This is a genomic window from Paenibacillus phoenicis (genome assembly GCF_034718895.1).
Classification (GTDB): domain Bacteria; phylum Bacillota; class Bacilli; order Paenibacillales; family Paenibacillaceae; genus Fontibacillus; species Fontibacillus phoenicis.
The window spans coordinates 4,095,981-4,111,251 of record NZ_JAYERP010000001.1 but is presented as its reverse complement, the minus strand read 5'-3'; the positions used below and the strand labels follow the sequence as shown (position 1 = coordinate 4,111,251).

Sequence of the window (15,271 nt, the reverse complement as noted above, 5' to 3'; positions counted from 1 at the left end):
GGCCCCCTTACTTTTTGCTCTTGTATTCCTCGTAGTATTTCTGCATGATCTCCAGATTCTGCGTGATCCCGGCCTTCTGGGCTTCCTTCACGTACGCGTCCCATTCCGCCTCGACGCCGCCTTTGGTGACCCACTTGGCAAAATTAGCGTTGGCGAGGTTCATGATGTTGGTATTATTGAGGCTTAACGTGTTGTTGTCCATCGTAGAGTATTTGATAAACATCGCCGGGAAAATATCGTTCTCCTGGTCCACCTGCAGCGCTTCCTTGAGCGGTTCCGATTGGCCAAGCACCTCTTGCATATCTTTGCCAAGGGTCAGCTTCATATCGTCCGAGATATAAAAAGCGCCGTTGTCCGCCATGGTCGACGTCCATTTCCACGTACCCGGGTCCATCTTGGCATCGGCCGGCGGCAGTACGCTATACGAACCATCCCCGTTGTCCTGGATATTCGGGCCGATCGAGCCGAACAACACCTGGATGCCGACCTTGGGGTCGTACAGCTCGTTGATGAAGCGCATGGCGGCTTCCTTGTTTTTCGCTTTGGCCGACATGACGATGTGGTTCACGCCGTAGTTCAGGTTGTAGTAATCGTACATCCAGGAGGGCTTTACGGTGTCCGCGGCCGATACTTTCAGCGGGGCCATGGACGTGTATTGCGGAGCGAGTTGCTCACCGAATCGGTCCGACGCCACCCAGCCCCAGGTAAAGCCGACCTTGGCCGTATCTCCTTCCCCGCGGGCGACGGATTGGTATTTCGTGTAATCGTGAGTGAACACTTCCCGGTTGATTAACCCGGCCTTGTACAGCTTGCTCAGGAAGGCAACCATCTGTTTATACCGGTCATCGATCAGGTAATTCTTCACCTGACCGTCCTCGACGAAGTAGCCTTCCGCGTTCCCGTCGGACAAGGTCATCCCCGTGCTGCCAAGCAGTACGGCCGGGTTGAAGTAGCCGCCGATCTCACCCGGCCAATCCATCGGGATTTCGTCGTTCGGGTCGCCGTTTCCGTTCGCGTCCTTCTCCTTGAACGCCACAAGCACGTCATACAGCTCATCCCAGTTCGTCGGCATCTGAAGCCCCAGATGATCCAGCCACTTCTGGTTGATGTATTGTCTGGTGGACGCGGCCGGCCAAAACCGCTGATACTTCGGCAAACCGTAGATTTTGCCGTCGGGTAGAGTAGCGATCAGCCGGGTCTCCGGCTTGGCCTCGAACATGGCCTGCACGTTCGGGGCCTGATCCAGCATCGTGGACAGGTCTTGGAACAACCCCTGGAACTGAGCGAAATCCGCGTCGGTGATTACGTTCGGCCCGATGAACAGATCTGGGATATCCCCGCTCGCCAGCATCGTTCCTTTCTTCTGCCCCCAATCAGCCGTGATCTCCTGCCATTCAATGTCCACGCCGGCCTTGTCCTCCACCTGTTGCAGCCACTCCATTTCGGCGAGCGGCTTGGTTAATGGGTGCTTTGTCATGATCGCCGTCAGCTTCACCTTCTCCCCGGTGGTGTTCCCGGGCGTACCGGCTGCGCCATCCGGCGAACTCGAGGTATTGCCAGCATTGCCTCCTCCCGAGCCGCATCCGGCCAGCAGCATCACCACGACCAACACGGATGACATGAAAACGGTTACTTTTTTTCGCATTCCCTTTCCCCCCAAATTAGATTTGAGCGGCGGCCGTGTACGAAAGCGTTCACATTTCTTCGCGGATTCCGTCTACGATGGCTGCCGCCGTCTTTGCCTTGCCTGGCCAATCCAGGCACCATAGACTTTAACGGGCAATGCCAAGCTGCGTAAACGGGCGGTTTTGGACCAATTTTCATTTTTTGAAAGCGATTACTTTAGGGTCATCAGCCAGACTGCGGGACCGGGCTTTTCAACCCGATTCAAATTTTGTAAATATTCAAAAAACGCCGATCTGGCTCCAGTTCAAAAAGAAATAGATACGAATGCTTAGCCTTTGTGGGTTTGCCGATATTGGCCAGGGGTGGTGCCCAGAATCTTCTTGAAGGAGCGGATAAAGCTGGAGAGGTTGGTATATCCGCACTGGGCAGCAATTGCCTCCAGGGTCTCTTCGCTTTCCCGTAATAAACGTGCAGCTTGCCGGATGCGCAGCCGGTCGAGCGTCTCCTTGAAGTTCTGGCCTACCGTTTTCTTGAAATAATGGCTAAAGTTAGACGCCGACATGCTGAAATAGTCAGCCATTAGCTGCAGGGAACAATTCGGGTCCGTGCCCATCTCTTCAAGTGCTGCGAGCAATTCCTCCCGGGAAGCCATACGGCTTTGGGGCACCGTCTCACGGATCATCTCGCACAGCTTGTCCCCGCTCTCCCGCAAGATTCCGGCCATTTGCTCCAGCGTGTAGCGGGGCCCAAACGCGGCGTCGGTCAGGCGCAGCAGACTCTGGTCGTCCTGACGGAACCGCTGAAGCCCGTTGAAGATCACGCTGGCCGTGTTCAAGTACACGCTGCGCAGCATGTGCGGCGACATCCCGTTGCCGCTAAGGTAACCGGCGAGCCGTTCAATCAGGGATTCCACCTGAGCAGCTTCGTTTTTCAGAATAGCCAGCTCCAGGGATTGCAGCAGCTCGGCGAAATAGGATACCGTCCCGGCTGACGGCGTTTCGAACTCGTCGTAGCATAGCAAGGCGCTGTCGCCGCGAAGCCTCAGTTGCTCCGCTGTGCGCTGCGCTTGCAAATAGGAAACATGCGCGGCCTGGGGATTCCGCCCTTCGCCAGGACGACCGATGCCGATAATGGCCCGGCCTCCTCCGGCGCCATCATCTTCAACTTCGTCCGCCTGCCGCTGAAGTTCCTCTTGCAGCCGCGCCAAATGCGCTTTGAGTGCAAAATTCTCGCCATGGGCGCAGACCAGCACGATTTCGTGGTGATAGATGCTTTTGAAAAAATACCCCTTCACGCCTGCGGGAAACCGCTCTTCTTCGCTTCGGCAAGCGCCCCAGATCCGCTCCGCCGCTTCCGTTCCGGCTTCGCAGGAAATAACGGCCACCGTAAGGAGCGGCCCGTCCAGGCCGATCCCAACCTTTGCCGCCTCCTTCGCGAACGGCTCCCAAGCGAGGAAGTGTCCGTTCACCAGCTCGAGCAGCAGGTTGTCCCGCATCAAGGGAAGCGTCCCCTTCACTTCCTCGTCCAGCCGGCTGTTGGCGGCGGATAAGCCGCTAAGCGTATAGCGGAGCGTCTCGAGCTCGTTCATCGGCTTTTGCTCCTGCGGCTCGAACAAGCCGGTGGCAAACTCCACCAGCCGTTTGATCGGGTGGTAATTGTTGCGGATCGAGACGTAAATCACGATAACCTCCAGCAGGAGGATGAAGCCGACCAGCAGCGCGGTTTTCAACTGGATCGCGCGCAAATCCTGCAGCGATTCCGTTAGCGGAAGCAGGCTGACGTATTTCCAGCCGTTTTTGTCCGAAACCGCATAGGAGACGATATACGTTGTGCCGTTGATTTGGTGGATGCCGGAGACGGGATCGCCGCCGTTCTCCCGCTCCATTCGCTCCACCAGACTCGGCAGATCGTCCGAGCTCCGGTACAGCGAACCGTTTGAAGCGACCAACGGCTGGCCCTGCCCGTCGAGGATAAAAAAGTCTCCGAGATAGTGCTCGGACACCGATCGCATCATGCGGAGAATCGTATCCTCCCGAACCAGGATCATCACCACGCCGGGGGAATGGGACCCGCCGACCGGCAACGGCTGCAGAAAGGTCAGCATCCGCACCCGGTTGTTGCCGGGAATGACGATCTCCTCCACCGGCCGGACGAGAGGCGCGTCCAACGTGTTCAACGTCTCCTTCATATAGGCGGGTTGCCAATCCTCATAGGTGAAGCCGATCCCGGGAGTGGCCATATCCTCCAAACTGTATGCGCTTCCAGTTTTGGAGAATAACATGCCGATGTTTCGCACATAGAGCAGGGTGTTGTAAATGAAGGCATCGGTGGCGTTGTATTTTTTCATTTCATTCGCAATTAGCACCCGCTGGTAATCGCTCTCCTCCGCCTGGTACAGCCGGAACTCCCGATTCTGCGCCAGCTCGAACGGCAGATTGTACACATATCGCGTGAACGTGTCCATCGACGTCATGAACTGCTCCGTGATATGAGCGTTCCAATCCATTTCCTTCGCTCTCACCGCCGTCGCCGACTGCGGATAATAATAGAACAAAATGATCAGCACCGGAAACAGCAGCACAAGCCAATAGGAAATCAACAGCTTGGTCAGCAGATTGATCTTGTTCTTCCCCAAGCAGATCACCTTCCTTTCCGTCCTTGTCCACACCAAAGTTACTTTAAGCATACGGGATCGGTGCCGAAATGAGAACGTCCTTTGTGCTCGATATGGACAGGAATGCAGGGTTGGCGCGAGAAATGGGAATAAAGAACAGAAAACAAAAATAAGACCAGCACGAGGCAGCTCCTAGACAGAACCACAGCACCGGTCTTAAGAAGAATACATTTACAGCTTTCACTTTAACGTCATATCGCTCATAAATGTCCAGCTTAATTCTGTACATCCGTTGCATGATATTGCGCACTTCATTTGGAATGCAAACGGCCGCCGATCTCCCCTCCTATGACCGCTTTTCGCCAATCATTGATCAAATTTACGATTATTTGCTCTTGAAATAGCTTACGTCCTACATCGCGCATCGTGTTGCACAGCGAGTTATCCCAAATGGCCTGCATCTTAGCCAAACGAAGCCGCTCTTCTGTTGATAAGGTTACGCCATTGGGAAGCGCCAAGGCACACCCCTCCATGTAACTTTCCCGGTTAAAACGCCAGGCGGTAAATCGGTCCCCATAACGGGAAGCCAGAACATTTCCGATCGAAATCCCTTTAACATCAAAATCACCAGAGTAATATAGGTGGCCGGAAACCAGGTTTTCCTCCAAATAACGATCGATCAGGCGCAATGCCGCTGCGCTTGCCGGTCCACTGGTGCAAACTAGCATCGGTCCCGCAGTATAGGCGGATTCATTGGCTTCATTCAAATCAACCAAAGTGGAAAATACCGCTGGATTCTCTACCACATAAAAATCGGTGATCGGAGAAAGCACGCTGGTTATCTCAACTTGCCTTAACGATAAAACATATGGCCCGTTACCGCCGTCCCAAGGGCAATAAATATGAACGAGAGAAGATATGTCGTCATCAAAAATTCCCGCGCTGCGGTAAATCTCCCGCGCCTCCAAGGTATCCACTCCGGATGACAAGCCGGGTATCGCCTCGGGATCTGATGGGTCAGTTTGATCCGTTTCGGCAAACTGCTTCCCAAGCTCCTTGGAGCGTAAGGCCTGGAACAGCAGCCGCCCTGCCGGGACGTTCCGGTCCAGCGCATGCGGATCGCCGGTAGTTTGCGCGGCCAGCACCGGTAGGCGGACAGCTGATGGTGGGCTACCGTTCTCGCCCAAACCTGCTGTTGCATCCCCCGCAAGCAGCAGGTTCCACGCGCATGTGGCACTCGCCAGCTCTCTTTGCGCCGTCTCGGGAGCAGCGCGCCACAGCTCACGCAAGGTGCGGTAACCGGCTGCACGGCCGTGGCGCAAACCACTTAACCATTCCGCCACAGCCGGCTGGAGTGGCGTTCCTTGCTCCGCAAACTGGGCTTCCAGGGTCTCAAACAACCTCCCCCACTCCTGCATCGCCAGCAATTCCCGATCCGATTTGGTTCGCAGCGGCTCGCCGGTCAGGACTTCATGAAGTTCGGTAATCGTGAAGGTAAATGCCGATTCCAGCAATTCCTGTTCAAAATCCGCAAGTGGTACTCGGATATCGTCCCCCGGTTTTTTGTACCAGCCAAAAAAGGTATTGATCGCCTCGCATTCCGCTGCAGTAGATCTACTGATGACGGCGTGCCCGCCCGCCTTCTCCAGACTGGCGTATCGCTTCCAGACGGCTTCGAGCATTCTCTTGAACCCGGGACGAGAAAAATAGTCCCGGGCTTTGGCCGCCTGATCTGAACGATCGTTCATCCGCCCGCCGCTCATTCTTCTGCACCGCTTTCTATATATTCCTTGATTTTGCCATTCCAACGGTAGCGGAACAAGGTAACGAAATCGACGTCCTTCGGCCGGTAAATCTCATAAATCGCCAGCTTTGGAACCGTATCGTAGCAACCCCACAGCACCTGGGAGGTCATCATATAGTCGAAGCCCATATCCGTCAGCAGCTTGAACATATCCCGCATGTTCTCCTCATCCACGCCCGCGAACGCTTCGTCAAGAGAAATAAGCCGCGGCGCGTCGGTTCTCGCGTCGGAATACCGCGACCATGTGGCGGCGAACAGCGGAATATACATGGCCATTGCCTTTTCGCCCCCGCTCAGCACGTTGAAGCGCGCATCGGTGAGCGGACGGTAACCAATCTGCTCACCTTTTTTGTATTTCAGTTCAAACTGGAACCAGTTGCGATAATCTAGCACTTGGTAGAGATGTTGACGCAGCGATTCCTGCTCCTCCTGGGCTGCCTGTTTTGCGCTGACGATTTGCCCACGAAAATGCTCGATCATCGCGTCGATTTCGTCCTCGCGCAGCCTATGAGAATCCCGCTTCAACAGTTCGACCAGGTCGGAGACATCGAGTTGCTGTTCCCCCGCCGCGACTTTAGGTTGCCACTCAAGCTTCAAGCGAAGACCGCTTGATGTGTCTCGCTCCTCCATTAGCTTGTTCATTTCCCGCACCCATTGCTCCGCACGGTGAATTCGCTGCCGGATCGCTTTGCCAACACTGCGGAGAATGATTTCCTCATACAGTTCGCGGTCTTTCTCACTTAACAAAGCGCTTTGCTCCGCTTCCTGCTGTTCGAGTTCTTCCAGCAACGCCTGCGGCGGCAGCGGCTGGCGGGGGTTACGCATGGAAAGCAGCAACAAACGTCCGGTTGTTTCATCCGCAACCGTCTCCAGCACATACTCCGTCAGCAGCATGCGCGCGGCATTAAACTGCTCCAACAAACGGTTAACGATGTTTTCGGCATTACGCCCGGTAAACAAGGGTTCGTATTGCCGCAGAATTTCTTTGGCAGAGGTCTGCAGGAAAACTGCCCGAGTTGTGGCTGCGGCCGAGTTCGCCGCGTTCGCTGTATCCGCCTCAGTCGCTACGCTCCGCCACTCGTCAACCAGACCTTGGCGCAGCTCTGCTAGCAGTTGCTCCAGCATTCGTTCCAACTCGACGTGCAGCACTTCTGCCTGCTCCCGCAGCAGCACCAGCTGTGCTTCCGCCCGGGATGCCTTGTCTTTAGCCGCATCGAGCAGCCGCTCCTGTTCTTTGAAGCGGACAAGTAACGCAGATTGCTCGCGCTTCAGTTCCTCCAGCCTCCGCGCAACATCGGCCAACCCTAACTCCTCGATCAGCCTCCGCAACGTATCCACCTGAGCGCGCTGATCCCGCTGCCGCTCGCCGAGCTCTTCCGCCAGTGCTTCTTCATCCTCCAGTTCCAGGATCAAAGCGTCCAACTCATCCTTGAACCGCTCCCAAGACGCGTGAGCGTCCCTGTACTGCCGCCAGGCGGAATGCAGGTCCGAAAGCGACGCTTCATAATCGCGCAAGGCGTTAACCGCCGCCGCAAGATCCGGCTCGCGTTTCAACCGGGTCCAGTTCGCGGTCAGCTCTACCAACTCTCGCTGCAGTTCGCGCCACTGCGCCGACTTCGCCTTGAACCGCTCATTGGCCTGCGCTTCCTGCCGGGCCGCAGCCTGCAGCCGATAATCCGCTGCCTGTAGTTCGCGCAGGGCTCCAGCCAGGTCCGCCCCGCCGGGAAAAAGCTCGCGCTCTACCGCCAACTGCCTTTCCGCTGCCTCCTGACCGGCAAGCCGTTCGTCCAGCTCACGCAGCACGGCGTCCAATCTGGCGATCGCCTCGCCCAGCCGGGCAATTTCCATCATGCGGGTACGGCGGCGCGTCTCCTTGCCGATATACTCCGCCCGCTCCTTCACCGCCGCCTTCCCGGCGAGCGGGCCAAGCCGGTAAGAGCCGTCGGCTGCGATCATGCCGCTCCAGTCGCCGTCATCCAGTAGGCCGCCTTCCTCGTCCCACAAAAAGCTGCGCAGTACCGCATCGATCGCCGCGGCCGTGAGCCCGCTTCCCTCTGGTGGATCGGCAACCAACATGTCCGCCAGCGTATAGCCGAATTCCTGCGGACGAGGTACGATCCAGGCTTCTTCATCGTCATTGCCACACTCCTGCACCCGGCCGTCCGGGGACAGCCAGGCATCAAGCAACCCCGAACGCTCCAGCGCTTCCTCGATCCGCGCCTTGGTGTCATCGCCTACGTGCGGCCGGAAATCGCACGCAGCGAAGAGCGGCGCCCCGCCTCGCTCTGCATTAGCTTCGCGGAATTTCGCACGTGCTGTGCTGCGCCCGGGTTCCGGCTCCCGACTTTGCTCCCAGCCGCGCTTCTCTTCCTGCAAGCTCGAGCGCTCCGCCAACAAATCCCTCCGCTGCTTCTCCATATCGAGCCGGCGGGCCACCAAACGATCCCGGGCCGCTTCGTACCGGTCCAGCAGCGGCCCCCGCACCGGCTCCAGCGAGGTCTGCTCCAGTCCGTACTCGCGTAGCGCCCCAAACGTCTCGCGCAGCGCCTCCTCATTAAAAGGCAGTTGCCGTAGCCCGCTTTGCCAGGCGACAATCTCGTCCTTAAACGCCTCCTTGCTGTCAGCAAACCGCTTATCCCGCTCGCCGCGCTCGCGCTCCGCCTCATCCCGCGCTCGGCTCGCTTCACCCAACTCGATTTCGCTTTCCTTGACCAGCGCAGCCGCCATTTTTTCCTCCGCCGCCTTGGCCAGGCCCCGTTCCACAGCATCGCGATGCGTGCGCAGATCTTTTCGCCACGCCTCTTTCCACAGATCATCCACCGGCACGTTCGCTGTCCAATACCGGTGATATACGACATGCCCGGCAAACTCCATGTCGCCCGCAATCGCCTCCAACTCGTTCAGGAGTTCCCGTTGCTCCCGTTCGGCGGTGTCCCGCTTGGCTTCGGCCTCCTGCAGCCCGCGCTCAAGTTGCTCTTGCTTTATGCGGGCCTTGCCCGCTTTTTCCTTTGCGCGTTCCAACTGCTTTTCCGTGTCCGCCAAAGCCGCCGCGGCCGCCTCATACTCCCGTTGCTTGCCGATAGCTTCATGCTTCTCCAACAATTCGCGCTCGACGGCAATCTCCTGCAACCGGTTCTGGATGCCGCTGCGCTCTGTCACAGCCCCCGCCTTTTCCGCCTCCGCTTGCGCCAGCGTCTCTTCGGACCTTCTTACTCTGGCAGCGACTTCATCATAAGCAGCTTTGGCCTCCAACATGTCCTCAGATTTCGTATACAACACATGCTTGTTGTAAAAATCGTACCGCTCCTGCAGCTTCACCATCTCGGCGCGATGCCGCTTCAGTTCGTCCAGCCGGTCGGTCATTTGGTCCATGTCCTCCAGCACCTCTGACAACGGCCGCAGCTCCTCCTCCATCAACGGCGGCAGCGCCTGATGGAGAATCTCATAGATCGCCGACGGCTTGAAGTCCTTGGACAGCTTTGGACTCCGCAACTGAATCATGAGTTGGAGCAAGTCCTGATAAGCATCCGTATCCGCGAACCCGAAAATATGCTTGTTCACCATATCCTGATACGATTTCTGATCCAAAACGACCTGGCCGCCCGTTCCCACCTTCGCTTCCAGTTCCTTGCGGTCGAGAGGAATGCGTACGCCGTCCTCCAGCCATCCATTACGGTCGTAAAGCCAGAAGTCACGCCCGATGCGCCGCCCATCCTCCAGCAAAAACCCCCAGAACTGCACCTGGGCCGCGTTTCTTCTCGCCCGCAGCCCGATGCCTACCGTTCTGTACGCTCCGGTCGCACCATGCTTGAATTCCATCCATAAGTAGCCCGTCGTATCCGTCTTACCGCCGTCCTCCTCGCCAAGCAAATAATACTCGATGCGGCGGTCCCGCGAACCGAACGGGTCAAGCCGGTGCGCCCGCTTGTCGCCGTCCAGCACGAGCGGCAGGAAGCTTTGCATTGTAACCGACTTGCCCGACCCGTTGGCGCCGCGCAAGATCAGCCGGCCTTCCTCGAGTTGAAATTCCTCTTCATCGTAATACCAGAAATTCAAAATCCCGACGCGATGCATCTGCCACCTTGCGGCCGCTCGGCCGCCTTGACCGGAAGCCCCGTCCGCTCTCAGACCGCTTTCCTGCTCCACCATTTGCTGTTCCACCAGTTAAATCCTCCCGTTTGGATGTTGATCCACCACACCTAAGTATCAAAATCGTTATTTGCATATTCCGAACTCCATCTAGCCAGTACGGGCGAGATCAGGAACGAAGTCTCGCCCTCCCAATCTCCCAGCCCCCATTCGGCTAAATGGTTCATACACAGTTCCGCCAGTTCCTGGGAGGCAGCTTCCCGAAGATCCTTGCTCCAAAACTCTTTATGTTTAAGCTGTAGCCTGTACAGAAGCGTCTCGATATCCGCCTTGGTCAACCGGACCGTGCCGTTGTCCTCCACGTACAATACGCCTCCCTCCGCCAGTTCCTTGCGGATTTCGCTCGCAAGCAGCAGCGCCAAATCCGAAGCGGCCGACATCGTCGGAAACAGCTCGCTCTCGCCGGTCAGCTCGGGATGGAAAAACCACAGCCCTTCCCGGTAACGCCGCCCGGTCCAGCCGAGCATATTTTCCAGTTGATCGATGATCGCCCGCCGCTGCCACAGCACATAATTCAAATCTTCCTCATCCCAGTGCCTGTCCACCACCGCCGGCTCCAATAGCAGCCGGCGGTATATCCGGTGCCGCCGCCGCATCGACTGCCCGTCCTGTGTGTCGGCGTACGGAATGGGGTCTTCCAACTCCTCCAGCCGCGAGCAGCCCGTCAAATCGCGCGGAAAGCGCCGAAGCACATATCGGGCCAAAGGCGAACACTCGTACAATGCATTGCGCTCCGCGTCCTGCGCCCACTGGCCCTCATCGCCGTCGACGCTGTGCAGCACGCCAAGCGCCCGCAGCTTCTTCAGCGCTCTGGCCATCGACAAGCGGTCATAGTAATTCCGCCAGTCGGCCTCCAGCCCCGCGCTCAGCATCTGCTCGCGGATTTCCTCCACGATGTCGGTGAGCAGGAACTGGTCCAACTCCGTTTTTCCTTCCAAATACCACAGTCCATAGGTAAAAAAAACGTAGTCCCGCTTTTCGCGAAACTCAGGAAAACCCATCCACGGGTGCGCCTTCACAGGCGTCTTGTCCAGCTTGGCGATTGTCCGGGTCATAATCAGCGGAAAACCTGCCTTATCCATAAACCAGTCGCGCAGCTCCTCGTAATGGTCCCGGATGGCAAAATACAAGTCCGGGTCTTCCTCCTTTGCAACCCACGGACGGTTCAAGAGCGCGTGCATGCACGCGCGCTTTCGTTCGGCCGCCTGCTCGGCGTTTATTCCCCGTTTGCTTAGTCTTTTGAGCGCACCTCCAGCCATCTACCGCCCCTGCCTTTCCGCCTCGTTTTCGGATCGGACCTCCGATTCAAATCTTGATCCGGCTTCTCCCTCGACTTCTGCCGTATCGGCCGCCGCAGCCGCTTCCGCAGCGGCAATATCGGCCCCGTTTGCCCCCTGCTTTGCGGCTGTTCCCACGGCCAAGCCATTCGCCGCTTCCGTCAGCCTAAAATGCAGCTCGTAGTTTGCCATTTCCAACTCGCCGTCTTCCGCGTGCAAGATTGTCCGCTCCGCCGTACGCGGATTGCTCATCCGAATCAACACGCCTTCCGGCGTAACAAACGAGTGGCCATTTCCTGTCGTCATGCACCGGCCGATCCACTGCAGCAACCGTAGCCGCTCCTTGGCCGTCACCGGCCCGAGCTCCGACACTTTGACGGAGCTCCGCTCTAGTAACGCCGCGATCATCCGCCATTCCTCTGCCTGCCGCAGTTTGAACGCTTCCCGCTCCCGCTGCTTCCGCCGCTCGTTGTCACGCACCGCGTCCGCCGGCTGACGCTCTCCGCGCTTGCGGCTGCGCGAACGCAGCATGCGCACCATCGGCCGCTCCTCCCAGGACGACATGTCCGCCCGGTCCGAGTCGCGCAGATCCTCGCCCTGCAAGTGCCTCGTCGGGAACAATCCGAAAGCGTATGCGGACAACCTGTGCGCCTCCTCGACCGTTTCGATCGAAGCAAACCAGCGGGCCAAGTGCTCTAGCTCCTTTTTGCGGCTTAGTCCCGAACGCTTCCGTTCCTGAATACGAATCGCGCTGCGTACAATACGGGCAATCGCATCCTTCGTCGCCCGCTCCAGCAAGGTGAGCTCGCTGGGCGCAGCCCCCTCGCCCACAAACCAGCGCCGGATATTCGTCCAGCCTTGACGAAGTTCTTCCAGCAGTTCCTCCCGATCCGGTTCGTCCTCCAGCCGCGGCTTTCGGAGCTCACCTTCCACGACCTGCTCTAAAAACAGATCCCGTACCGAATCGTTAATTCGCTGCAAATTACCTTCGATTTTATAAGCGCTCCGCTGTAGCGCCTGTACGAAATTTTGCAGGTAATCGGTCAACTTTTCCTTAAAGATCAAGAAAGCTTCCGTCACCATCATCTCTTCCGCCCGAGCCGTATGCAGGCTAGCGATATAGTCCGCCGCATTTTCATGGAGGTTAACAAACGAACGGTACAAGACGTTCCACAGCTCCAGCGCCGCGTCCGGCTCCAGTTCTCCGACCTGGCTACGAATGTCAAACAGTTTATCCGCAATCGTGTCGAATAAGGAAGCTTCCAGCGAACCGCCATACCCCGTTACCTTCTCCAGCGTCTCCAGCAGCCGTTCGATTTCGATGGAATACGGGCGGAGCAAATACTGCATCTTCTTTTTGAGATACTCTTCCAGCGTGGAGGAGCGTCCACCGTCGTGACGGGCAGTCAGGTTTTGCCACTCCACCAATTGATCCAGGTCGCCTTGGCACAGTTCAAGTGTATAATCCGGCCACACGTTCCAAGCCTTGACCGCTTCAAAGACGTCTTCCGGCTTCAGCCAATACCGCAGTCTTTTATACTCCTGATAGAAAAAACGCATGATCGCCCGGTAGCGAACCACGTTGTCAGCATTGACATACTTCAACTCGGGTATCCCGCGCAACGATTGCACCGGCAACCCCGGCAAATGAGACTCCATTCTCGCCCCCCCGTTCCTTTCAGAAAACTACTTTCATCTTAAAATACCCGCCACCTTGTGACAAGCCGAGAGGGGGGAAGTCATACGATGTTATTACTTGTCGTTGATGGATCGGGGACAAACTGAAACCACAAAAAAACGGTACCTTGGAAATGCGATGTATAACAAGTAAAACAGAGCCAGCAACCATCGGCTAGTCCTGGCTTGGCTGGGAATGATGCTCCGTCTTCGATCGAATGGGGCTTCTATAGCAAAAGAAAACAGCCGCCGGCTCTTCAAGCCGATCCCAAATTTCATTTGATTCGACATCAGAAATCCTCCGAATTGGGACGCTAGTCCCCTCCACCCTATGTACAAAAAAGGAAAGCAGTGAGACAATGATAAACGGCTTGTTTACAGAGAGAGATTTTTGGGGGAAGAAGAGAAACCGATGGGATTTGACATCATTGCGGCAGCACTTATTTTTGGAATGACTTTAACCTTTGTGATTTGGCAGCCGAAGGGGCTGAATATCGGGTGGTCCGCGTGCGGCGGTGCGGTGTTGGCGCTGCTTGCCGGCGTCGTCGGCTTTGACGATGTGGGGGAAGTCGTGCAGATCACGTGGAACGCCACTCTAACGTTTATCGCAATCATCATCATTTCGCTGATCTTGGATGAGATCGGCTTGTTCGAATGGGCAGCGCTGCACATGGCCCGGGCTGCAAAAAACAGCGGCATCCGCATGTTCATTTACGTCAGCTTGCTGGGGGCGGTGGTCTCGGCGTTTTTTGCCAATGATGGGGCAGCCTTAATCCTCACGCCGATTGTGCTGGCGATGGTTCGCCATTTGAGTTTTGAGGAGAAAATGATCTTCCCGTTCATTATGGCGAGCGGGTTTATCGCGGACACTACCTCTTTACCGCTGGTTGTCAGCAACCTGGTGAACCTCGTGTCAGCGGATTATTTCGGAATTGGCTTCGCGCAATATGCCGCTCGGATGATTGTTCCAAACCTGTTCTCGCTCGGGGCAACGGTGGCGGTGCTGCTGCTTTATTTTCGCAAAGGTATTCCTCGCACCTATGACCCGTCCAAGCTGAAAGCACCATCTGAGGCCATCAAAGACCAGCGCCTGTTCCGCATATCTTGGGTGGTGATGGGAGTCCTGTTGATCGGCTACCTCGTGAGCGAGTTCCTTCATCTTCCGGTATCCTTGCTCGCCGACACCGTGGCTTTGATCTTCTGGGCCATCGCCCGCCGAAGCCAAGCGGTCGATACGAAGGCCGTCATGAAAGGCGCGCCATGGAACATCGTCGTCTTCTCGATCGGGATGTACGTTGTCGTGTACGGCCTCGGCAATGCCGGGCTGACCGAAGTCTTGGCCAAGCTCCTCCAAACGGTGGCAGATCAAGGCCTATTCGTATCCACGATGGCCATGGGCTACATCTCGGCGTTCCTATCGTCGATCATGAACAACCTGCCGGCCGTCATGACCGGCGTACTCGGCATCGCCGACACGGCCACCTCCGGCACGATCCGCGAGTCACTGATCTACGCCAACGTCATCGGCACCGACCTCGGCCCGAAGATCACACCCATCGGCTCACTCGCCACTCTCGTCTGGCTCCATGTCCTCGCCAAGAAGGGCGTCCGCATCTCCTGGGGCACGTATTTCAAAGTTGACATCGTGCTGACGATCCCGATTTTGTTTGCGACGTTGTTGAGGTTGTGGGTGGTGTTGTGGGTGTTTTAGGAGGGGCAAATTGCCCCCTCTTTTCATTCCACGAATAACAGCACCTCAATCATCAACCCCACACCCAACCTAAAACCCTGCGCGAACGCGGCTGCCATCTCCATCTCTTGAATTTGCTGCTGTAAGTCGATTAGCGCCTCAATTTGGTAAAATCCTCACCAGATCGTTTCTCTCTCCAAGCCATTGTTGGCTTCGGATAATGCGTTGCTGAGTTGGCGGTATTGCGGGTCTTTGGGGGCCATCTGCTCGGGGATGAGATGACCGTAGTAGAGAGATTCCAGAAAGGATGGCATCGAAAAAAAAAGAATAGCAAAATCGGTGGCCGCATGTGGTACGTATCTGCGAAACACTTGTATTTTCAAGCACATTTGGATACGCTCAAGATAAGGTTCCAATTTGACAGAATGAATGGA

At 56.7% G+C, this 15,271-nt stretch carries 7 protein-coding genes and 1 pseudogene; 1 reads left to right on the top strand and 7 read right to left on the bottom strand.

Translation table 11 applies throughout. The features are described from left to right. Positions 1 to 7 precede the first annotated feature (7 nt). The 6 genes from U9M73_RS19425 to U9M73_RS19400 all read right to left on the bottom strand — a co-directional run bounded on the left by U9M73_RS19425 (position 8) and on the right by U9M73_RS19400 (position 13,129). Positions 8 to 1,645: an ABC transporter substrate-binding protein gene (locus tag U9M73_RS19425; RefSeq protein ID WP_323078646.1), complete on the bottom strand. Its 1,638-nt coding sequence runs from the start codon at positions 1,643 to 1,645 to the stop codon at positions 8 to 10. Positions 1,646 to 1,954: 309 nt separating this feature from the next. Beyond that, the gene (locus U9M73_RS19420) at positions 1,955 to 4,261 is read right to left on the bottom strand and encodes an AraC family transcriptional regulator (RefSeq protein ID WP_407673959.1); all 2,307 of its coding nucleotides are present in this window, start codon (positions 4,259 to 4,261) and stop codon (positions 1,955 to 1,957) included. A 290-nt stretch (positions 4,262 to 4,551) separates the two neighbouring features. Continuing rightward, entirely contained in the window at positions 4,552 to 5,988 is a 1,437-nt protein-coding gene (locus U9M73_RS19415) for a TIGR02679 domain-containing protein (protein WP_164744097.1), read from the bottom strand. Between the two features lie 11 nt (positions 5,989 to 5,999). Beyond that, on the bottom strand, positions 6,000 to 10,205 hold the full coding sequence (locus tag U9M73_RS19410; RefSeq protein ID WP_323078641.1) for a TIGR02680 family protein: 4,206 nt from the start codon (positions 10,203 to 10,205) through the stop codon (positions 6,000 to 6,002). A gap of 38 nt (positions 10,206 to 10,243) precedes the next feature. Then, on the bottom strand, positions 10,244 to 11,452 hold the full coding sequence (locus U9M73_RS19405; protein WP_260070113.1) for a TIGR02678 family protein: 1,209 nt from the start codon (positions 11,450 to 11,452) through the stop codon (positions 10,244 to 10,246). Further along, positions 11,453 to 13,129 (bottom strand): TIGR02677 family protein, encoded by a 1,677-nt coding sequence (locus U9M73_RS19400; protein WP_323078639.1) that lies wholly within the window; start codon positions 13,127 to 13,129, stop codon positions 11,453 to 11,455. 430 nt (positions 13,130 to 13,559) lie between these two features. On the opposite strand from U9M73_RS19400, the gene U9M73_RS19395 reads away from it, so the two are divergent. After that, positions 13,560 to 14,858: an arsenic transporter gene (locus U9M73_RS19395; RefSeq protein ID WP_323078637.1), complete on the top strand. Its 1,299-nt coding sequence runs from the start codon at positions 13,560 to 13,562 to the stop codon at positions 14,856 to 14,858. A gap of 23 nt (positions 14,859 to 14,881) precedes the next feature. On the opposite strand, the pseudogene U9M73_RS22280 reads toward U9M73_RS19395, so the two are convergent. Further along, positions 14,882 to 15,151, bottom strand: a pseudogene (locus U9M73_RS22280) (DUF6809 family protein). Between the last annotated feature and the right edge of the window lie 120 nt (positions 15,152 to 15,271).